This window comes from Desulfurococcaceae archaeon (assembly GCA_038845865.1).
Classification (GTDB): domain Archaea; phylum Thermoproteota; class Thermoprotei_A; order Sulfolobales; family Desulfurococcaceae; genus UBA285.
The window spans coordinates 19,122-39,679 of record JAWBQJ010000006.1; the positions used below are offsets into that span (position 1 = coordinate 19,122).

Genomic DNA, 20,558 nt, shown 5'->3' on the forward strand with positions numbered 1-20,558 from the left:
CCCATGCGCTCTATTTACTCTTAATTTATAACCTTTTATACTTCAATCAGTACGCGAGTTAAATACCTCTTAAAAAGGCATTTACTATGCCTAGGGTTATGATGAGAGCTTCTTCCGTCCTAACGGTAACGACTTTCTGGCGTGGCACGGTGTTCCACACGTAGTCCACATAGCGGCGCAGGGCAAACCCTTCTTGGCTAGCTATCTCGAAGAGGTCGTGTTGAGGGCTACCAAATAATAGCATAATGTCACAGCCACGCATGCTTTCCACGAGCTCTGTGCTGGGGTATTCACCCTTCCTATCAGTTGCTATTAGGTGCTTTGATACCTTTCTATACCTTTCTAACAGCTCTTTAAGGCAATTAGCGAATGCTAGCCGCGGGCCCACATACACCGGTTCACTAGAGCACTCTACGATGCGTTCTTTTTCGCTTCTCACAATGACTGGTAGTATCCCGGCGTCTTGTTTACAATTACCCAATACTACGTAGGGCTCGTTATCCCCAACTAGCGCTTTAACTTCACCGTCTACATCCCTGAACACGTAGCCTAGTCGCAGCTCTCCAGCTCTGGGTCTTTGACTTACACTGAATATCTCAAGCCTTATTGGGGGCAAGATACCAACGTGCTTTAATGTAGGCTTAAAGGGTACTAGCTGCTTCCTTAAATAAGGCGGTGTGAAGAAGTATTTCCAGTGGTCCTCTATTATAGCCTTGTGCTCTTTAAACTCCCTGCTAGTTGTTGAAGGCTCCTTGTAGAAGACTACTTCATAGACCCCGAAAATGGATGACCAGCGTGCAACTTGGTGTATTCTTATGGATTTTAACGCGAGGGCGTGTTCAACCGAGAGAATGCTTGTAGGTAGGGCGACGCGCAGAACTGTTGTGATTTCACCCACCATTAATTACGCACTTTACCCTCACTTTTAATACTTAGTTTTCATTTTACTTCTTTTTCGTTTCCTTAGCTTCCTTGGTTTTACTCTCTCCCTTTTCCTTTTTCACCGTTTCCTTGATCAAAAATATAGTCGTCCTCTGCCTACCACCCATATGTACGTTCACCTTAAGCTCTATTCCGTGTAACCTAAAAGGCCGTTAAAAGCTTTAAGCGGGCACCCGCTTACGTGCTTACCGTAATTCGAAGCGTATATTCGCATACTAGCTACTGCTACGACTTGCTTGGTATGTATTTCGTAGCGTTGTTGGGGGGTAGGTCTTTATTACCTTGACCTCCTTCTTCAGGGCGTTAACGTAGAGCGCTTCCCCAATACTGAGTTTTGTCAGCAGGGTAGCAAGATCTCCCTTTACACCAATAAGCTTTTCGGCCTTTTCAAGGTATTCCTTGCTTCTTGAACCAAATAGCACCACGTTATACGTGTTCTCTGCGATCTCGTCGGGGAGGTCGCCAGGACTCTGAGTCGAAATTATAACACCCAGTTCTTTGCTCCTACCTTCTCTGACTATTTCCGTGAGCGTCTTTAACTGCAAGATACGCCATGCGTCATCTATGGCGAGTATCATTTGTAATTTCTCCTTTTTGTTAAGCAGTAAATACCTGATTAAACCAATGCACATAGACACGTATGCGTTTTGAAAAACAGTACCGTAACCACCCACATCTACTAAAGTGCTTTTACCGAGCTGGCTAATCAGCAGGCTGTGATCGGCCCTATTCCTCAAGAACTCGATGAAAGGTAGTAAAACGGAAACATGGTAGTGGTTGATAAAGCCACGCTTACCTTCACTTTCAATCGTCAGTAGCGCCTTCAATACCGCTTCCCTGGAAGCCCCACTCGCGTACGCCAAGGCCTCCACCACTAACGCCCTCCAATCGGCGTTTTCCATCTCGGCGGGCTTCTCGAGGATGTTTATTGGAGCCTTATCCGGTGTCAGCGAGTCCAACACCTTACCGGGAAGGTACTTCTTTAAGTCCCCTTTGAAGTCCATCACAACGACATTAACTAAGTTCTCGGCGACGATCTGCTCGATGATGCTAGATAGTAGTGTCGTCTTGCCCCGTCCCGTCGGCCCTATAATGGCAACGTGCCTGTACAGGTCTTCGATCTTCACCCCTACCGGGTGGGAGCTCGTCTTTTCGAAGCCAAGTATGATAAGCCTGTCTAGTGATGGTGCTTCGTCCACGTTCATAGGTTGCATGTACGCTATTCTTTCCACTTCCACTTCGACCTTGCTGATAGAGGGCTTATCCATGAGACCAATAGTGCTTAAAAGGATCTGCACGATATCGTTTCGCGCGGCTCTACTCAACCGGAGCCCATAATGTTTGCTAAAGCTACTCACTATTAGGGACTCGTAGTAATCAGCAACGCTTTTAGCGGAATCTTTATTTCGTGATTTAACGCGGTAAGACACCACGAGCGATATCCTGGTAAACGGCTTACCATCCAGTAGAGCAGTGTAAAGAGCTTTTAGCCTGTCAAGTTTTATGTTGAGCCTTACCTTAGTGGACTCCTCTAGGACATTGTGGAGGTCCGCTTGGACGTTCAAGATCTCGTTAGCGATCCTGTGGAGGAGGCCGCTCGTATCCAGCTCTTCTTTCACTAAGTGTAAGTGTACTCCTTGGGGTAGGGAATTTAATAGTGCTATGTAGGATTCTACGAGTTCTTTCAAAGCGCCTTCAGAGAACTCGTGTACCGAGTAGTCGACTTCTCTGCACACGAGGAATCTCGCTAATAAGACATCGTTAGATTTGTAGATGACGAGGTCGGGAGGCTCTATTTCTACTTTTTTAACGCCACTTAGCATTACACTAGGCTCAATCGTGCTGAGTAGAGATACTACTTTACTCAGAACTTTCATTATGTTTATACACCTTGGTAACCAACGTAACGACGCAGATTAAGGCCAGTGACAAGAATACATGAGCGAGCTCTCCCGTGAAGGCGTACTGGAGTATGCAGTTTAAAGCAAGAATTATTAGGACCAGTCCACTGACCCGGGGCCTCATCTAGTAGTTCACCACGATCCTCGCTATGGAGGTGGACGCTCCACCCAGAAGCCTGGCTACGTTGAGGGTAATCGCACCAAGCATGGTTATATACACGAGTGGAAGGACAGTCAATTCGATGAACATCCGAGTTACGTAAAACAATAAGTTTTCCGGTGCAAGGGGGTCTAACCCAAGCGCGGCGATCGTGTAAGGGTATAAATCCACGTTGATGGGTGTCGTGGAGTAATAGCTTAAGTACACCTCCACACGGTGATTACCAGGCTTAAGGATGTAGGTGTACACCGTGTAACGTATACCATACCAATCCAGCGACTCTACGCCTAGGGGCGTCACGGTCTCGCTGTCAATGTATACTTGTAACACGTCATTGGATTCCGTGTAGAGCTTGAAACCCGATGACTCCGTGGACGCGTTTAAAATGAGTACCACTCCATCGCTGCTTCTAAGCACCTCTTTAACTTCGATAGACCCGTTGAATAGCATGAAGCGATTAGCGGCTATTGCTAGTATGTTGGGAATGCTTATAGCTAAGTTCCAGTTTCTACCGGTAACGCCACTTAGCGTCACTAAATACCCATTACCAGCAATATCGAATCTCGCCACGTGATCGGTACACGGGAATCCGTGCACCTCGTCAACTACGAGAACACCCTTACCATCAACTTTGTACCGGTAAACTAGTGCATCCTCAATATAGCCTTCGATAACGGCTTGCCCAAAGGGAGTGCCCGACGCATCCACGAGCATTATTGTCGCCGTGCAGAGGTTCTTTGATGTAATGAGGGACCCTGACATGTTGGAAAACGTGCTCACAAACAGGGGCATTAAGGGCATTCCCACGGAGAATACAAGCGTGATGGCGATTATAGTCGCCCCGATGTTCCTGGTTAGTTTAAAGGGCACGGCGTGTAGTACTATTCCGAGTGCTATGAGAAACGGGGAAGCGGAGTATATGATCGTGTAGACAATAGACGTCGCTATGAGGGTTGTCAGAGAAGTCGTCATGAGGCCCGTTACTTGGCTAATGAAGCCTTGGGCAAAGAAACCAAGCCCTAGCTTACTTAGGAGCACTCCAACGGCCTTTAAAACCGCGATAAGGGCTAGGAGCACGCCTACCCTCTCGGTAAGCCATGTGGTGTAAAGAGCTAGGTCTGATCCCAGGAGACGGCTGAAGAAGTCTATTGAGTACAAGAGGGTCCTGTACGAAAAGGTGAGTATGCAGGAAAACACGCCTTCTGTAACTAGAGACCTGCCAAGCCTCTTAATAGCAAGGAAGGGTACCGGTAACGCCCTTATAGCTAGACCAGTACAGTACGATAACACGGACAGGTAAAACGAGAGTGCCAGCAAGTCCATGTTGCCCACATTCACGGCATTTGAGGGGGCTGAGGCATAGGTGCTTGAAATGATGATGTGATGTAGGCTATTATTGCGAAAACGGTGGTTCCCATTGCAAGCCAGAATGCAGCCCATACAGCATCTTCAATGAACCTTCCACCCAGCTTCTTAATTCTTAGAAACGGTATAGGAAGCCCCTTGATCAGCCAGCCCACAGCCCATGCTAATAGGAAAATGAACCAGGCTACTATGACGGTGATCGTAATAAGGCCCTTCACAAACTCCACGAGGTCCATTTAAAACACCCTAAGAATACATATGCTCGATAAGTAAGGGGGATTAGCGAAACTGTTTCATAGGGTTTTAAAATGAGGTGGGCATGGCCGCGGACAGTTAAGATATACTGGGATCCATGGAATAACGTCCCGGTAATTAAACCTAGACAGGAGGAAATAGATCTCCTATATCAACTTAGACTAGGTGAGCCGGGAGATGCCCGTCCCGCATTTCGTGGTGACTTAGAAAAGTTAAAGGCAGCGGTAAAATACGAGTTCGGGGACGAGAAACTGTACTTTAGGCTTATTGAAGGGAAATTTGTGCTGTTGAATAAGATACCCCACTGGGACGTAATGTATGAAGTTGTGAGTTCGGGCAATGTGGTGGGCCAGCTATACTACGATCCTTACTCATCCATGTGGAGGTTTAGGCTAACTTATCAAGGAGCGTGCATAGCTGTTCAAGAAAACATCATAGATACAATTAAATGTAAGCCCCCCATCTATACGGGTAAGGTACTGGCACCTCGAATAAGTACGAGTAGTAGGCAGGTCGTGGTAGTTGATGAGAAGTATGATATACGGGGAATCGGAGAAGTAAGTAGTGATGGAGTTGTACTTGTGAAGGCGTTTCACGACCGGTCCTTACCCGTCGAAACAAGCAATAAGCCCGCTACTATACATGATGTACTTAACCGCAATAGTGAAGGGCTAGAGCTTATGGAGGAAAAGGCAATAAGGTATTTAAAGAGGCTTCAGAGCAGATTTGGTGGGGCATCGAAACCCGTAGTCTCATATTCAGGCGGTAAAGACAGCCTGGTAGCACTAGACCTAGCACACAGGGCTTACGGCGACCTTGACATGGTTTTCAATGATACGGGGTTGGAGTTACCGGAGACTTTGAAAAACGTAAAGGAAGTGGCTGAATTTTACGGCTACAAATTACACATTGCATCAGCGGGCGATATATTCTGGAAGGCAGTTGAAGTTTTCGGGCCTCCGGGCAAGGACTATCGTTGGTGTTGTAAAGTAGCTAAGCTTGTACCCATAGCTAAGCTGACTAAAACCCTGTGGCCTGGTGGCGCGTTCAATATCGTGGGGCAACGTGCCTACGAGTCCTTGGATAGAGCGAAGAGCCCCCTGATTTGGCGCAATAGGTGGATACCCCACATGGTGAGTACCTCACCGGTTCAGTACTGGAGCCAGCTTGCGTGCTGGCTATACGTGTTCAAGTACAAGTTACCCTATAACAAGCTTTACGAGGAGGGTTTTAATAGGCTTGGATGCTACCTTTGCCCCTCGTGCGCTCTGGCCGAGTTCGAAGACACCAAGAGGATTTACCCAGACCTGTGGAGTACTTGGGAAGCCGTGCTCGAAAGGTGGAGGGAGAAACTAAACATGCCGCCAGAATGGATTAGACTGGGTCTTTGGAGATGGCTTAGCCCGGCAACGGCTAAGACGAGGGTGGCCCATCGCCTGCCCGGCTACATCATTAACTGGAAAGAGGAGTATTCGAAGAGGCTAGAAGAAAACAGCATAGGGTTAAAGCCCGTGGAAGCCGTTGTTACTGGCAATTCACTGCTGGTTAAATTTAGCCGTGACCTCTTCTCGGAGAAGTTAGGTGACATGCTCATCGAGAACTTAATTAGCATGGGCTTTAAACGAGTGTGCGAAAATCCACTTACATTCGAGAAAAATAACGCCGTGTTCGAGATCCAGGGCAACTACATTAAGGTATTGCCCTACAACGAGCACTCCTTTGAAGATCTCGTAGATGTGATTAAAATTGTGTATAGAATGAAGGGTTGCGTGTTCTGTGGTAGTTGCGTATTATGGACTGGAAGGGGGTTAGTAAAGTTAACTTTGAAAGGCCCTATAGCACTTAGTACACTCGATGATAAAAACGCAAGAGTCTACATAGAGGTCTGTCCTATAAGTGACCAACTAGTGGAGAAGGTCGTTGCCCCCTTGATCACTAACGATCACAAGTCGTTTAAAAGAAAGACACGTAGAAAACCACTTCTTTAATCACTCACCGTCCCCCCTTTCTCCTTCAGATACTTCTTTACCCTAAGAAACCTCTTCTCGCACTCGTAAAGTTCAGTCACGAGGTCTGCACCGCTTAAAACCCTATTGATGATCCTGATTGCTTCCTGCGTTCCTACACCCAGAGCGGATAATGCTAAGACAGCCTTGTCACCGTACCTGTAGAGTAGAATTGCCCTTTCTACGAGGTCTTTACGTAGTTTCTGCTCTTCGGGAGTGAGCTTCTCTCCACGTCTGAGCTTCTTAACGAGTTCAAGTTCCCTACTGGCATCTCCTTTAACCAATGTCAAAGTCGCAAGACCGCATTTAGGGCACGAGAACTCGTTTAGTTCAACGATCTCCCTGGCCCGGGCTTCTCTGTGATAACCACACCTTAGGCATATTACTGATACGCGCCTATTAAGTAATCGCTCTAGAAAGCTATTAGTATCGAGCGATGGCCACTCTTTAATGAGCGGGGTTTCAATGTAGCGCAGTAGGGTTATATGGTGCTCTTGTAGTTTACTATAACGTCTTAGCACTACGTTTACTTTTCCCTCAGCAACACGCTCTGCCAGCTCTATGAACGAATCTATATCATAATCTCGAAAGAACACCTCTTTAAGGGCCTCTTTACCTATGATGGTGTCACTAAATGCTTCGAGGAGTTTTCTACTTACATAGGTTGAATCGGGTGATATCGCCCCGAACCTCTGAGCTACCTGGTATATCCTCCACAAGTATGCAGAGCTGTCCTTAGCAATTCTTTCTAGGAGTGACCTATTCGCATAGGTCTTCAGGTTCTTAATGACCTCATACACCGCGTGTACTGGGCCTTTAACCGGGCCGGGTACGTGTATGCCCGCCAGCTGTATGTAGACAGCATAAGGCGTTGAATAGGCCTGGACCTTTATATAGGGGTAGGACGTCTTCAAGGTGTACTTTACAAGATCCTTTATAAGGGCGTTAACCTTACTTCCGCCATATACGTTAACTACAACTAATCCGTACTCCTCCAGGTGATCGATGTATATGTTCTCGCTATCCCCGAGCTCTCTAACATGCCTTAAGCAGTCGATGGGCTCTTCTAGTATTAGGAGTTCTCTTAGGTCCTCGGGAAGGTCTCCGTGCTCCTTTATGTACTTCACGACTTCGCCAACTTCTTGCGCAACCGAGAACTCTACGGGGATATTTTCCCCTTCCCAATGGGGTATGATTACTTCTTCCGCAGACGTCTTTGCTGGTTCTACGTAGAGCTTGCGCTCCCTCTCGTCGTAACTAACGACTCTCCACGGCCTCCCGGCAAGTACTATCACACTATCTGGGTCTAAGTTTGTTACAACGTATTCTTCGTCGAGGACGCCCACTTTACCCCCCGAACCAGCATCTACTACGTGCACGTCCCTCGTGGCCGGTATCATAGACGTCTTGTAAACGTATAGTTTAGTCTTCCTAGTTGGAATTATGACATTGTTTTCCCCCTTCACTCTTACTATTCTCGTATACAATAGGTAATCTACGATTTCGTTGAACTCCTCAAACGACAGGTCAGAGTATAGGGGGTGCCTCTTAACTTCATTGTACAGCTTATCGAGAGGTACGCCGTCGGAATGCAAGAGCGTGTACAATGCGATGGCGTACGCCAGAACATCAAGGGGTTTGGGTATTATAACCTCCCGTTCGAGGAGGCCGTTACGGGCTCTTCGAGCTATTACGAGCGCTTCCAGTAGGTGTAAAATATTACTGGAAGTTATGATCAGCCCCCTACTTACATCGCCGAGTCTATGCCTGCTCCTACCTACTCGTTGAATAAGCCTAGCTGCTTGGCGTGGAGACATGTACTGCATTACGTATTCGACATGCCCAATATCGATTCCAAGTTCCAGGCTTGAAGTTGAAACGAGCATGTTAAGCTTTTTTTCACGGAAACACGTTTCCACCTTTTCTCTGTGCGACCTGGAGAGGCTTCCGTGGTGCACATCGAGCTTCAATTCCAATCCAAGCTCCTCTATTTGTTTTCTAAGTAGTGTACTCAGGCTCTCAGCTAGGGATCGCGTGTTTGTGAACACTATTACGGACTTTTCCTCTAATGCTTTTTCGACAATCTTCTCCAGCCTGGCCGCAAGCGCTTCATCGTCAACGTGCGTAAGTATTTTCTTACATACTTCCGTCCTGCAAGCCGGAACCATAACCCTTAGTTCGAGATCTCTGGTAGAAGGGTCTTTGAGCATCACTACAGGTAGCGCACTTCCTGGTGAAATCAGTTTTAACGCCTTATCCTCTTCTTGAAGAGTTGCAGTAAGCGCTACCTTCACGAGACTTTTGTTTAAGTAAGATTCTAAAAGGTACAGCACGGTTAGAAGTAGCAGTCCCCGCTTACTTTCAAGCATGTCACGGTACTCGTCAATTATAACATATTCAAGGTTCCCTAGGTAGGGGCGTATTTCCTCGTTTATAATAATGTAGTTGAACGTTTCCGGCGTAGTTATCAGAATGTGTGGCGGCGACTTCGCTATGCTTCTCCTTATGGAAGAGGGGGTGTCGCCGTGCCTGACCGCGACATCGAGTTCAAAGCAAGTGCCTATTCTTTTAAGCCTTCTTTCAATGTCCCGATTTAGTGCTCTAAGAGGAGTTACGTATATAGCGGTTATAGCTCGTTTACTCTGAGACGCTGTCTTGAGCATTATTGGGAAAACAGCTGCTTCCGTCTTCCCGCTTCCCGTGGGTGCTACAACTACAAGCGACCTGTCTCCTTTGCTTAACTCAATTAAGCTCTTTCTCTGAATTTCCGTTAACTTCTGGTAACCAAGTTCTTTGAGGCAGGTCGCGATCTTGTTAAGATCCATGGGCCTCCTGAACCGAAGTTATAAGTAGAGCTAGTTTACTATAAATTTTCAGGAATGCGTGGTTTTGCGTGTAGTACTAGATGGTGGAAATGGGGATTAGTGCGTTAAACTTGATTAAAGTGCTGGCGTCGAGTTTATGCAATCTTTTACTAGTTCTCCTGCTCACGGTGCAGGGCCCAGCTGAGGCAGCCTTCTCCGCGTCACTGGGTATTATAACGCCGTGGTTGGACATAATTGTTTCCGCGGTGCACATAGCGGTATCGTTCATATTACTAAACAATGCTCTCTCAGCCTTGCTCAACAGGACGTTCTTCATAGTGTACCTCGTCTCCATGGGTTATGAGCATGTGAACAACGCGTTGCTCTTCAGGGAAATGGCGGGGTTAATGTTATCCCTGCCTCTAATTGTCATCGTAAAACACGTGACCGGTTTACCGAGCACTGCACTAGAGTTCAAGAGGCTCGTGAAGAGTCGTGTAGGGTTTAAAGTAGGTGCCAACGAGCTGTTCGTTCTCCTGATCCCCCACATTGGGGGGGTGATATCCGTACTCGCCACCTCGTTCTCGGCGTACTCAACGGATATTTACGTGATCGTGGTGAACAATGCACTGGTACCGGTAATCCTCCTCTTTATGGTAATGCTCGTGAGTGAGGAGTTATCGGGTACCGCCGACCGCGCTATAATGGGCTTTACTTCGGGGCTTGGAGTTCTTGGATTAGCGCCACTGATTTCGCTAATGGCCATGGAAAGAACCAGTGGCGCCTTATACCCATCAAGGGCGCTCTATGCCAGTAAACGCGGGTTATACTTGGGGAAGGCTGTTGCCACTCTAACCTATGGGTATCCTAGCAACGCGTACAGAAAACTCAGAAAAAGTGCCAGGTTCTCAGGAGAGGGCAGGAGAGCCTGGTACTGGCGGGCAGTACAACACTCTCTGTATGTTGACCTCAACGAGCTGAACACTCCACATATAATCGTTATAGGCTCGTCGGGCTCTGGAAAGACAACACTTGTCAAGCATATAGTGCTGGAATCCAGTAGAGTTTACGGGCACAACGTGCTGATCATAGACCAGCACGGGGAGTATAAAGACCTCGCTAGTTTTATTAAGTGCAAAATAATAGATGCTTCCAGGTGCTCGTTAAACCCATTGGTTTTAGCGAACACATCTCCTCGTGAAAGAGCGCTCCAACTCGCACACGCGGTATCAGTAACATTTAGGCTAGGCTTATTGCAGAGGAAAATGCTCGAAGAGGTGATAATGAAGACCTATGAGCTGAAAGGCATTACCTCGGGGGATCCGGCTACGTGGAGGAGGGATCCACCCACGTTACAAGACCTCGTAGGGGTTTGTAAGGAACTCGGTAAGGAGATCCCGGAGTACAACAGGCTACTTCCATACATAGTTCTACTGAGTGAACATATAAGCGGGGGCGAGTGGCTTAGCGTAGAGGAGTTGCTCTTAGAAAGCGCCATTATAGACATGACTGGTCTATCGAGCGACTTCGCACGAGCGCTATTCCTGGATACGTTAATGTACACATTAATAAATAAGATGTACACTACTAGGTTAACTAAGAAAGTGATGCTCGTAATTGAGGAGGCGAGAGGTCTATTACCGAGATCTCTCGCGAGGGAGCTTCTATCGAGACTTTTTGCAGAGAGTAGGAAGTTCGGTTTTTCAATAGTCGTCGTTTCTCAAGAGATAAGGAGAATTCCTAAAGTGCTGGTGGATAACGCGGGGCTTAGGGTATTCTTTGTACTAAATGAACCTAGAAGCGTCGAAGAAGCCTCAAAGATCATTGCTGGCTTAGATGTGAAAGAGAAATCGCTAGTTGTGGCAGAGGCCATCCGAACGCTCGCACCCCACACATTTATGATACACGCGACAGGCGTAGATGCGATCTTCGTCGTTAAATCGCCCTTCTTAACGAGGAGCAAGTCCGCCTAGCGGTCGGCTCGGTATTTAAGTCTCAAAGAGCCTAATGTTGCGTAGGTGCATGTTTTATGCCAGGTGGAGAAGAGGAAGAAGTGGAAACAGAAGTGGGAAGGGGGAAAGAGGCGGAGGAAGAAACGGGAGAGATACTAATAGATCAGCTAAGGCTACTTCTCGACATTACGAAGCTATGGCATAGAATTCTTCATGGTGAGGCATCAATAGAGGACCTTAAATCAATGGTCACGGTGAAGCCCTCAAGAAAACCAGAAGAGGCGGAAGGGAAGAAGACAACTAAACGTAGGGCGAAGACGGCCAAAGTCAAGGAGAAGAAGGCACGAAAATCGCGTAGAAAAGTGGGTAGTAAGTAGAAGAGCAACTGCCTATATACTGGTGAACTCCACCTCGGTAAATCCTAGTTCCTCCAGAGACGATATGATCAGTTCTCTCGGGGCCCTCCTGTCTAGTATGAGCTCTACGATCTTTTTACCGTGCTCAGTTAATAACTTAACCTTATGTACGATAACCCTTCCGCGCAGGGAATCAGCGGGGTCTTTTATTACTACTAGATACCCATTAGACTTCTTGTGTGCTATGCTGTAGTACTCATCAAAGCCTAGTATTATTCTTTTAGCCTCTTCAAGATCCCTCGTACTACCGTGCTTTCTCATTATAACTTCAATGAACCTTAATGCGTAATCACGCTCTAAGCTGATGTGCGGGTACCTTGCCAGGTCTAACACTATGGTGATCTTCATGTGTTAAAACCCGGTTTTTTTATATCTGACTCTCGTCTCATAGATAACTCTGGGGATACGATGTTTAAAGTTCTTTATCCAAACGCGAGTAAGCTTAAAAAAGCAGTGCAGGCGCTCTCAAAACTCAGTGACGAATTCCCGTTGTACGTAACGGGCAACGGTATGGACATAAAGGTACTTAGTCCCGACAAGACGATGTTAGCAGTACTAACGCTTCCAAGCCTCGTATTCGAAGAATTTTCCGTTGACGAGGAGACGACTATCATTACCTCGGCAACGGAGCTGAGAAAGATCATCCGTAGAGCGAGTAGAAATGACGCCCTCCTTCTAACTATTAGCAAAGAGACAGACGAGCTAGTCCTCGTGTTGAAGGACAGAAAAACGGGCATTGAGCGCGAATTCGGAGTCCCCTTGATACCAAGGCCGCCCGAACCTGTCCCAGAACTACAGCTTGACCTCCCAATCTCGTTCACTATGCTATCAAAAGACTTCAAGGACCTCGTAGGAGACCTAAAACTCGTGGGAGAAGAAGCGCTATTTAGTTACGAGGATGGAAAAGTGATAATACGGTCGGTTGAGCAGCAGAAAGAATACGTTTGTGAACTGAGAGAAGGAAACCCCCTCATACTCCTGGCGTCGACTGTTGAGAAGGCCAGGGTCTCGTATAGTATTGAAATGCTAATGGTGGCTGCCGGAGCCGCGGAGGCATCCAAGCACGTTATCATATCCTTCGATACCGGTAAGCCGTTGAAAATAGAGTATGAACTAGCTGGTGGAGGGAAACTGACGTATTGGATCGTGCCAAGAATGTAGGGCTTAAACATACCCACTGTTAGCCCTCTTTGAGTAGCGAGGTCAGCTCCTTGAGTAGCCTCTCTTTCTCTTCACTACTTAATGCCCTCCTCCTGGTGGCAGAGGCCATTAATGGCGCTTCGACTTTCCATGCTGGCGTCTTGCATCTATCCATCCACAGGGGGCAAGAAACACAGCAATGTATGTCAACTGAAATATCTGGTACAATACTACATTTTTTAACGGGCCTGTGTTGCCCGCAGAAATCGCATCTCTCCCAGTAAATTGTCATAGTCCCGCCTAGTGAGATATATATTTCATGCTTAGATTATTAATGTCAAGGCTTTGAAAAATGCGAGAACTAGCGCGGTAGTTGGGATGCTAGACTGTATATATAAACTCTCTATTCTTACATATGATACATAGGTGTAATTATTGCTTCATGAAATAATATTCTTAGGTAGAGGTGGGCAGGGAGCAGTAACAGCTTCAAATATACTAGTCCAGGCGGCAATATACGAAAATAAGTATGGACAGGGTTTTCCTTTCTTCGGTGCAGAGCGTAGAGGAGCGCCAGTAACAGCGTACGCCAGAATAAGTGATAAGCCAGTATTGAAACATGGAATGTTTAATGAGGCGGACGTTTTAGTGGTTTTCGACGACAGCTTGCTAAAACTAGGAATAACTAAGCGATTTAGGCTTAGAAACAACGCTGTTCTTATTGTGAACACTGCGCTTAGACATATAGATAAAGAACAGTTAACGGTTGCGGGCGCCGTCAAGGTGTATACCGTTAATGCTACTAGAATTGCACGCGATCTCGGCCTAGTGATCGCGGGATGGCCCCTGGTGAACACTGCGATCTTGGGATCGCTGGCGGCGGCGACAAGGATCGTTTCCGTGCAGAGCATCGAGAAAGCTATATTAGACTACCTCGGGTCAAGACTGGGTGAAAAGAATGTTAAAGCAGCGCGTTCCGCGTACGAGGAAACAGCGTTTCTAGGCGAGGTGTAAGCCCTGTGAGGGTTATAAAACCTCTTGGTAATCATAAGCTACCGCTCACGAAGCCCATGATCGGCGTAGCGGGGAAAACCGGGCTGTGGAGGAACTTAAGGCCTGTAGTTAGCGTAGAAAAATGCACTAGGTGTTACCAGTGCGAAATATTCTGCCCAGTTAGCACCATAGAGGTTGAACCCGAAACAGGCGCGGTAGTTGACTATGAATACTGCAAGGGGTGTGGAGTATGCGCGGATATCTGTCCTGCAAGATCCATAACAATGGTACCCGAAACGGGTGAATAGCCGTGGGCTTGAAAGTAGCTTTAACAGGGAATTACGCTGTCGCGTACGCGGTTAAGTTGGCGAAGCCTGGGGTCATAGCCGCGTATCCCATAACACCACAAACACCCGTAGTTGAGAAACTAGCGGAAATGGTAGAACAGGGAGAATTGAACGCACGCATGATAAGAGTAGAGTCGGAGCACTCGGCCCTTGCAGCGTGCTTCGGTGCGGCCGTAGCCGGTGTAAGGACCTTTACAGCCACCAGTAGTCAGGGATTGCTATATATGCACGAGTTCGTTCACTGGGTATCACGCGCCAGGATACCGGTTGTCATGGTCATAGTATCCAGAACCATCAATACCCCGTGGAACATCTGGCCTGATCACAGCGATTTCGTGGATCAGAGAGATGCGGGCTGGATCATGGCATACGCCATGGATAACCAAGAGGCATTTGACTTAACGCTCCAGGCATTCAAGATAGGAGAGGACCCCGCTGTTTACTTACCAGTAATGATCGGCATAGAGGGCTTCATCATAGGCCACACCACCATGCCCGTGGAAATACCTGATGAGCAGTTGGTAGATCAGTGGCTGGGGGAGCGAAAACAGCCCTACGTGATCGACGGATCAGAGCCGCTGGGGCTAGGCGGCCTAACTTTCCCGGAAGACACCGAGGACATGTTTTACGGTATACAAGAGGCCATGGAAAACGCCAAGGAAGTCATAAAGAGAGTTGATGATGAGTATGGCAAACTATTCGGTAGAAAGTACGGAGGCCTTATATCCTGTTACGAGTGTAACGATGCTAAATACATAGCAGTAATCATGGGTGCCTGGAGCGGTGATTTGATAGAGGCGATATACAAGCTAAGGGATGACGGCTACCCCGTTGGAGCCCTGAGAATAAGATTCTATAGGCCCTTCCCCGTGGAAGACGTGTGGGAGATCGTGAGGGGCGTTAAAGGAGTAGTGGTGTTTGACAGGGCTATCAGCTTTGGTGCTTGGGGCCAGATCTACACTGACATGGTTACAGGGCTATCCCTGTATACTAGAAACCTACCACACATGGCGAACATTGTCGCGGGGATAGCTGGCGTCAACGTCGTATCCGAAGACTTCTACAACATGATTAAGTCCTACGTAGACATGGTTGAAGCCGGTAAGATGGAAAGAAACTTCTTCAGGTGGGAGCGTATTAGAAGGTGAAGTCTATGAGTAGCGTGGAGCCTAAAAGAAGGCCGCCGCTACCTTACGATGCGAGAGGGGGTGTACTACCGGGAGATGCCGCGTGTCCGGGGTGCCCGATACCAATAGCTTTAAAGGTAGTATCAGCCGTATTCGGCGAGAAAGCAATACTATCGATACCAGCTTGTTGCACATCGGTAATTCTAGGTACGTATCCCGGACACTCTATTAGAATGAGCGTTGTTCACGTGCCTTTCGCGTCCGCAGCCGCTGTTGCATCCGGCATCGCCCAGGCCCTCAAGGCGAGGAATATAAATGACGTATACGTCATAGCGTGGGCAGGTGACGGAGGTACAGCAGATATCGGCATGGCGACCTTAAGCGGTGCAGCTGAAAGAAACGAAGACATTATCTACATAATGTACGATAACGAGGCCTACATGAATACCGGAATACAGAGGAGTTCTTCTACCCCTAGGGGCGCCTGGACTACTACCACGCCTACTGGTAAGGTGGAAAACAAGAAAGATATTGCAAGGATAATGATGGCGCACGGAGTGCCTTATGTCGCCACGGCGAGTATTGGATACCCTCATGACCTATACAGTAAACTTCAAAGAGCTAAAAGCATAGAGGGCTTTAGGTTCATACACATACACGCCCCCTGTCCCACGGGCTGGAGGTTCGAGCCGCAGTACACGGTTAGAATAGCAAAGCTAGCCGTTGAGACGGGCCTGTGGATCCTCTACGAATACCACAACGGCAAGTTAGTTATATCTGGTCCTAGCAAGCCATATATTGATCCTGCCAAAAGAAAGCCCGTTGAAGATTACATTAGGCTACAAGGTAGGTTTAGGGCGATTACCAGCGAGCTAATTAGTGAAATAAGGAAGTACGTTGAAGATAACTGGAACTGGATTAAGAAACTCTCAGGGTAATTTTGGGGGCTATGAAGCTGAACATCTTAGTAGATTTTACGAGTGAGCTTGGTAAGACCTCAAGACTGGTTAAAGTGCTAAGAGAAAATGGGTTTTCACCTCAGTTACTATCGTACGACGTAGTTAGGCTAAAAACAGAGTTTCACCTTGCCGAAAACAACGTAATAAGAAATATTTTGAACGGCGTGCACAACCTCGGTGAACTAGTGGCTAGCTGGAAAGGCTTTTGGGAAGCAGTTTGTCTAGAGGCATGGATAGAGGAAAAGGGTGGAAAGGTCCAGAACACCCTACTAGAAGTGGATGATATATGCGTGTACGTAAGACGTGGAAAGGGGGTTATCCTTACCAAAAAACTAGTATGGACAAAGCCGTGCAAGTGGATGGGCGGAGGCCCCATACCCGAAAGTATAACTAGGAAGTGTCTCGACTCCGTAGAGGGCTTAAACGCGGCATTCAACCAGATAGCCAGGTTCATTACTATACTATTAGCAACGGTTCAAAAGTAACCGACACTCGCCGGCTCGGCGCGTAGACATCGTGGTGGTGGAATTCCGCAACAGACTTACTAGGTTCGGCTTCGATCACCTTGCACGGTTCTTCGAGTCACATGGTGTTAGAGTAGAGGTTGTAGAGGAGAGTGAGAAGGGATACATGGATGAACTAGTGGAGGACTTCGTAGCAATAGTAACATCGTTCGCCGCCAGAATATACGGTAAGCGATCCTAGAAGTTCAGGAAGATAAAAACAATAAAAGGGGTGGTAGAGAACGGTTACCGTGCCTCTCGATAACTTTTCTAACGCCGTGGCGGTAATACCCATGCTATTCAAAAACACCTAAGCAAACCTAAATAAACAACACAGGCAACCACTTAATTAAGCAATATATTTTACTCCTCATTTTCTATTAAATAAGTAGGGCCCGTCGTCTAGCCTGGTTAGGATGCGGGGTTCGGGTCCACGGCGCGAAAATCCCCGTGACCCGGGGTTCAAATCCCCGCGGGCCCATTCATACATGGTGCTATCTATTGTCTGTTAGAGAAACGAAAAATGCATTAGCTAGGCTCCTTGAACGAGAAAGTGAGTCCATAATGCCTGCTGTTTACGAACTGAGATTCATTAAGCTCGCTATACGAGTAGGTAGTTACACGCAAAGCCTCTGGGTGTACCTTGGCAGAGAATCGGACTACTTGATTATCCCTGGTGTATTTTGTAGTTGCAAGGACTTCATAATGAGAACCGTAATAAACAAAACATCAAGCTACTGTAAACACCAAGCAGGAGTCTATATGGCATCTAAGAGGAATAAGTACTTGACTCTCAGCGTGACGCCCGAAGAGGCATATGATATCGTGTTCGAGATTTTAAATGAAGGCATGTCACTGAAGCTCAGAAGAAGGGCGAGGTGAACTGTAGCTACTCTAACAATGCCGTGCAGGCTAGTTAGATATTTTTGCTAAATATTATTTCACATTGCATAATATATTACTATGTGGTGTATGCACGGGGGTAAGCTTGGGGCGTAGGAGGAAGAAGAGGGGAAAGGTCGTTAAAAGAGTTGTTAGAATTCCGGCGGTATTTGAATGTCCACGGTGCGCTGCGCGCACGTTGAGTATAATTGTGAAGAAAAAAAGCGAAGACAGGGCCTATGCAGTTATATCGTGTGGCACATGTGGCTTGCTTGACGAAGAAGACTTCGCCGATATACCAGCTATCTACCAGACAGTAGACGTTTACGCGAAGTTCATTGACTTATATAATAGTGGAAGGGCTAAAATAAAGCTCTAGCTGACCGGTGCGCAAATTGGGTAGAGTACACGACTACATAGTGTCTAAAATACTAAGCGGGGAAAAGCTTCACTTCACGCTAGTCGATCCAGAGCGCGTGGAAGACCTTGACAGGCTGATAGATGTAACAGACAAGGTAGTCAGTGCAGGCACGGACGGATTTCTCATCGGTGGTAGCCTCGCAGTAACGCCCGAAGAAGCGGATGCTACCGTGAAAACCCTTAAAAAGTACGGACTGCCCGTAGTGATCTTCCCCGGAAACGTTAATTGCCTGACGCCGAACGCCGATGCCGTGCTTTTCATGGTCCTAATGAACACTCTCGAACCTTACTACTTAATGCAGGTGCAGGTCCTCGCGGCGCCTATAATAGTTAAATACGGCCTTGAAGCCCTTCCCACGGGATACGTTGTAGTTGATCAAGACTCCGCGGTCGCGCACGTAGGAAGGGCATACCCAGTTCCGAGGAATAAGCCGGAAATAATTGCTGCATATGCTATGGCAGCTCAGATGCTCGGATTCAAGTACATGTACATTGAGGCTGGAAGCGGTGCACAACAACCAGTACCTTCAGAATTCCCATATTTCGCTAAGAAGTATGCAGCAAGCCTCGTGATAATGGTAGGGGGCGGTATAAGGTCCCCTGAAGTAGCCAAGAAGCTCGCAGAGTCAGGTGCAGATATAATCGTAACAGGAACGGTAGTCGAAAAAGACCCCCAGCTGGCGGCGAGAATAGTTAAATCTATTAAAGGGATCCAAGGAAGCCCTTCCCGGTCAGATATTTCTTCTTAAACGCTTCCTCCAAATCTACTCCAACTAGGTTTGCAACGCTCAATAACCACGCAAAAACGTCGGCGATTTCCTCTTCTAGCGCTTCCTTGTCCATTTTTATCAACGCTTCTGCAAGCTCGCCGACCTCTTCCACGAACCACGTGAAAGTGGAATAAACGCCTCTTGAGGAGTCCCTTTCGTAGTAGGTTTGCTTGATGAACTTCTGTGCAGTCTTGATGTCCACGCATGTTCACCAAAGGAATAGTATTAAATAGGCTTAGCAATATATGTGACTCGGTGGCATGGCTACATGAGTAGCAAAAAAAGCAAGAAGAGGAGAGAAACACCATCTATAACGTCAGCAGCAGGGCTCATAAGGTTCTTCGAAGAGAGTGAATTAAAGGTAGCTTTAAAACCCCAACTAATCATACTGGTGTCGCTGATCTTCGTTGCGCTGGTAATAATACTCTCCAAGCTCCTTCCCCCAAGTATATAAGAGCTCGGTTGGGGATAACCTCTTCACCCTTTAATCCGACTCCCATCGGTCTTCATCGCCTAGCGTAACTGTTTTGGTTTTTATATGGGTGGTTTATATTGCTTGTTGTTATTCTTCAGCTATGATCAGCGCGTAGACTTCTTTTCCGTGTAGGGGCTTTATCTTCTCCTTGTCTTTGCCAAGTGGGTAGAGGACGTAGTCCCCTCTCCTGTACTTTATAACGCTACACTTGATGATTTCAACTCTAGCCATATATATCCACCTATACGGATACTGGAGAGAAGGGATTATAAGCTCTACTCTATAGTTCTAGATGGGGTGAGCTACTCGGTGAGGGAGGGGGAGCTTGTTGAAATCCTCAAGATAAGGGCTCTCCCCGAGGGTAGCAATGACCACGGTGCATTAATTGAGTTCCTGAAGCTCTACCGTGATGCAGTTCAACTAGTAGTGAACAGGCTGTGGAACCTGGATGGGTTTCCTTCGATTAGCACTTTGCACAGAATGTTCTACTCAAAACTTAGGGAGTTAAAGAAGCCATTGAGAAGCACGGTGAGAGAATAAATAGCATAGCTTGGGATCACGCTCACAAGCTGGGTGATAGAGTAGCAGAGATAGCTAGTAGGTATGGAGCTGTTGTAGTGCTGGAAGACTTGAACCATCTAAGGGATAGAGTCAACGGCGGTAGCTCACTCAGCAAGAAGCTATCCCTATGGTTCTACAGAAAGATGCAGTTCACTATAGAATACGAAGCACTGGAGAGAGGGCTTGAGACCAGGTATGTGAACCAGATGAGAACTTCATCTGCTTGTCCGAGTTGTGGAAGCAGATTAAAGGATAACGGTGGTAGAGTACTGAGATGCGGTAGGTGTGGATTCAGAGGTGATAGAGACGTGATCGCATGCATCAACTTGTTCTACAGGTACTCAAGATGTGGGGGTCCAGGGGCACCTCCGAACGCCCCTAAGGGTGATGCAAACCCAAGACCGATGCAGGGGAACAGAGATGAAGCGATGACATCAACTGATAGAAACCTATATCAGAGCTGAACCCCGTTTAAGCGCACTAGGCATCCTTGACGATCTCAGAAACACGGACCCTCGTCACGGATCTGTAAAGTGGCGATTCATCACCTAGTATAGATTAGGCTTACAGCGCTTATATA

The 20,558-nt window shown here is 47.2% G+C and carries 25 protein-coding genes and 1 tRNA gene; 17 read left to right on the plus strand and 9 right to left on the minus strand.

All coding sequences use genetic code 11. The features are described 5' to 3' along the window. Window positions 1-58: 58 nt before the first annotated feature. From QXU03_06990 to cedA1, 4 genes are all read right to left on the minus strand, one after another. Entirely contained in the window at window positions 59-901 is an 843-nt protein-coding gene (locus tag QXU03_06990; GenBank protein ID MEM2171479.1) for a putative RNA uridine N3 methyltransferase, read from the minus strand. A gap of 256 nt (window positions 902-1,157) precedes the next feature. Continuing rightward, window positions 1,158-2,819: a DUF87 domain-containing protein gene (locus tag QXU03_06995; GenBank protein ID MEM2171480.1), complete on the minus strand. Its 1,662-nt coding sequence runs from the start codon at window positions 2,817-2,819 to the stop codon at window positions 1,158-1,160. 148 nt (window positions 2,820-2,967) lie between these two features. Continuing rightward, complete coding sequence (locus QXU03_07000) at window positions 2,968-4,341, minus strand: hypothetical protein (protein ID MEM2171481.1); 1,374 nt, start codon at window positions 4,339-4,341, stop codon at window positions 2,968-2,970. Further along, complete coding sequence (gene cedA1 / locus QXU03_07005) at window positions 4,338-4,604, minus strand: DNA import protein CedA1 (protein MEM2171482.1); 267 nt, start codon at window positions 4,602-4,604, stop codon at window positions 4,338-4,340. Before cedA1 ends, QXU03_07000 begins: the two co-directional genes overlap by 4 nt. A 72-nt stretch (window positions 4,605-4,676) precedes the next feature. Between cedA1 and QXU03_07010 the strand changes: the two genes are divergently transcribed. Then, complete coding sequence (locus QXU03_07010; GenBank protein MEM2171483.1) at window positions 4,677-6,611, plus strand: phosphoadenosine phosphosulfate reductase family protein; 1,935 nt, start codon at window positions 4,677-4,679, stop codon at window positions 6,609-6,611. On the opposite strand, the gene QXU03_07015 is transcribed toward QXU03_07010, so the two are convergent. Continuing rightward, entirely contained in the window at window positions 6,608-9,454 is a 2,847-nt protein-coding gene (locus tag QXU03_07015; GenBank protein ID MEM2171484.1) for a DEAD/DEAH box helicase, read from the minus strand. The two genes, QXU03_07010 and QXU03_07015, sit on opposite strands and share 4 nt — an antisense overlap. Window positions 9,455-9,543: 89 nt before the next feature. Here QXU03_07015 and QXU03_07020 point away from each other — a divergent pair, with 89 nt between their 5' ends. Beyond that, complete coding sequence (locus QXU03_07020) at window positions 9,544-11,406, plus strand: DUF87 domain-containing protein (GenBank protein MEM2171485.1); 1,863 nt, start codon at window positions 9,544-9,546, stop codon at window positions 11,404-11,406. A gap of 56 nt (window positions 11,407-11,462) precedes the next feature. After that, on the plus strand, window positions 11,463-11,762 hold the full coding sequence (locus QXU03_07025; protein ID MEM2171486.1) for a hypothetical protein: 300 nt from the start codon (window positions 11,463-11,465) through the stop codon (window positions 11,760-11,762). A gap of 12 nt (window positions 11,763-11,774) precedes the next feature. Here the strand turns inward: QXU03_07025 and QXU03_07030 are convergent, their stop codons facing one another. Then, the gene (locus QXU03_07030) at window positions 11,775-12,149 is read right to left on the minus strand and encodes a hypothetical protein (protein ID MEM2171487.1); all 375 of its coding nucleotides are present in this window, start codon (window positions 12,147-12,149) and stop codon (window positions 11,775-11,777) included. Between the two features lie 60 nt (window positions 12,150-12,209). Here QXU03_07030 and QXU03_07035 point away from each other — a divergent pair, with 60 nt between their 5' ends. Beyond that, window positions 12,210-12,962: a DNA polymerase sliding clamp gene (locus tag QXU03_07035; protein MEM2171488.1), complete on the plus strand. Its 753-nt coding sequence runs from the start codon at window positions 12,210-12,212 to the stop codon at window positions 12,960-12,962. 19 nt (window positions 12,963-12,981) lie between these two features. Here QXU03_07035 and QXU03_07040 read toward each other — a convergent pair whose 3' ends face one another. Continuing rightward, window positions 12,982-13,233, minus strand: coding sequence for a hypothetical protein (locus QXU03_07040; protein MEM2171489.1), 252 nt, complete (start codon window positions 13,231-13,233; stop codon window positions 12,982-12,984). 143 nt (window positions 13,234-13,376) lie between these two features. Here QXU03_07040 and QXU03_07045 point away from each other — a divergent pair, with 143 nt between their 5' ends. The 10 genes from QXU03_07045 (at window position 13,377) to QXU03_07090 (ending at window position 18,921) form a co-directional block, all read left to right on the plus strand. Next, the gene (locus QXU03_07045; protein MEM2171490.1) at window positions 13,377-13,955 is read left to right on the plus strand and encodes a 2-oxoacid:acceptor oxidoreductase family protein; all 579 of its coding nucleotides are present in this window, start codon (window positions 13,377-13,379) and stop codon (window positions 13,953-13,955) included. 5 nt (window positions 13,956-13,960) lie between these two features. Further along, entirely contained in the window at window positions 13,961-14,242 is a 282-nt protein-coding gene (locus QXU03_07050) for a 4Fe-4S binding protein (GenBank protein ID MEM2171491.1), read from the plus strand. Between the two features lie 2 nt (window positions 14,243-14,244). Then, entirely contained in the window at window positions 14,245-15,429 is a 1,185-nt protein-coding gene (locus tag QXU03_07055; GenBank protein MEM2171492.1) for a pyruvate ferredoxin oxidoreductase, read from the plus strand. Between the two features lie 5 nt (window positions 15,430-15,434). Beyond that, the gene (locus QXU03_07060) at window positions 15,435-16,346 is read left to right on the plus strand and encodes a 3-methyl-2-oxobutanoate dehydrogenase subunit beta (protein MEM2171493.1); all 912 of its coding nucleotides are present in this window, start codon (window positions 15,435-15,437) and stop codon (window positions 16,344-16,346) included. 11 nt (window positions 16,347-16,357) lie between these two features. Continuing rightward, entirely contained in the window at window positions 16,358-16,852 is a 495-nt protein-coding gene (locus QXU03_07065; GenBank protein MEM2171494.1) for a hypothetical protein, read from the plus strand. 28 nt (window positions 16,853-16,880) lie between these two features. Next, complete coding sequence (locus QXU03_07070) at window positions 16,881-17,072, plus strand: hypothetical protein (protein MEM2171495.1); 192 nt, start codon at window positions 16,881-16,883, stop codon at window positions 17,070-17,072. 189 nt (window positions 17,073-17,261) lie between these two features. Beyond that, window positions 17,262-17,351, plus strand: a tRNA-Pro gene (locus QXU03_07075). A gap of 20 nt (window positions 17,352-17,371) precedes the next feature. Then, on the plus strand, window positions 17,372-17,752 hold the full coding sequence (locus tag QXU03_07080; GenBank protein MEM2171496.1) for a hypothetical protein: 381 nt from the start codon (window positions 17,372-17,374) through the stop codon (window positions 17,750-17,752). Between the two features lie 106 nt (window positions 17,753-17,858). After that, a complete protein-coding gene (locus QXU03_07085; protein ID MEM2171497.1) occupies window positions 17,859-18,131 on the plus strand; it encodes a hypothetical protein in 273 nt (90 codons plus the stop codon). Window positions 18,132-18,147: 16 nt separating this feature from the next. Then, window positions 18,148-18,921 carry a geranylgeranylglyceryl/heptaprenylglyceryl phosphate synthase gene (locus QXU03_07090; protein ID MEM2171498.1) on the plus strand — a complete coding sequence of 258 codons (774 nt, stop codon included), beginning with the start codon at window positions 18,148-18,150 and terminating at the stop codon, window positions 18,919-18,921. Here the strand turns inward: QXU03_07090 and QXU03_07095 are convergent. Further along, window positions 18,875-19,144, minus strand: coding sequence for a MazG nucleotide pyrophosphohydrolase domain-containing protein (locus QXU03_07095; protein ID MEM2171499.1), 270 nt, complete (start codon window positions 19,142-19,144; stop codon window positions 18,875-18,877). The genes QXU03_07090 and QXU03_07095 overlap by 47 nt on opposite strands. Window positions 19,145-19,210: 66 nt before the next feature. On the opposite strand from QXU03_07095, the gene QXU03_07100 reads away from it, so the two are divergent. Continuing rightward, window positions 19,211-19,396 carry a preprotein translocase subunit Sec61beta gene (locus tag QXU03_07100; protein MEM2171500.1) on the plus strand — a complete coding sequence of 62 codons (186 nt, stop codon included), beginning with the start codon at window positions 19,211-19,213 and terminating at the stop codon, window positions 19,394-19,396. Window positions 19,397-19,504: 108 nt separating this feature from the next. Here QXU03_07100 and QXU03_07105 read toward each other — a convergent pair whose 3' ends face one another. Beyond that, complete coding sequence (locus QXU03_07105) at window positions 19,505-19,648, minus strand: hypothetical protein (GenBank protein MEM2171501.1); 144 nt, start codon at window positions 19,646-19,648, stop codon at window positions 19,505-19,507. Between the two features lie 78 nt (window positions 19,649-19,726). Between QXU03_07105 and QXU03_07110 the strand changes: the two genes are divergently transcribed. Both QXU03_07110 and QXU03_07115 read left to right on the plus strand, forming a co-directional pair. Further along, on the plus strand, window positions 19,727-19,957 hold the full coding sequence (locus QXU03_07110; GenBank protein ID MEM2171502.1) for a hypothetical protein: 231 nt from the start codon (window positions 19,727-19,729) through the stop codon (window positions 19,955-19,957). 5 nt (window positions 19,958-19,962) lie between these two features. After that, on the plus strand, window positions 19,963-20,442 hold the full coding sequence (locus tag QXU03_07115; GenBank protein MEM2171503.1) for a zinc ribbon domain-containing protein: 480 nt from the start codon (window positions 19,963-19,965) through the stop codon (window positions 20,440-20,442). Window positions 20,443-20,558: the final 116 nt, after the last annotated feature.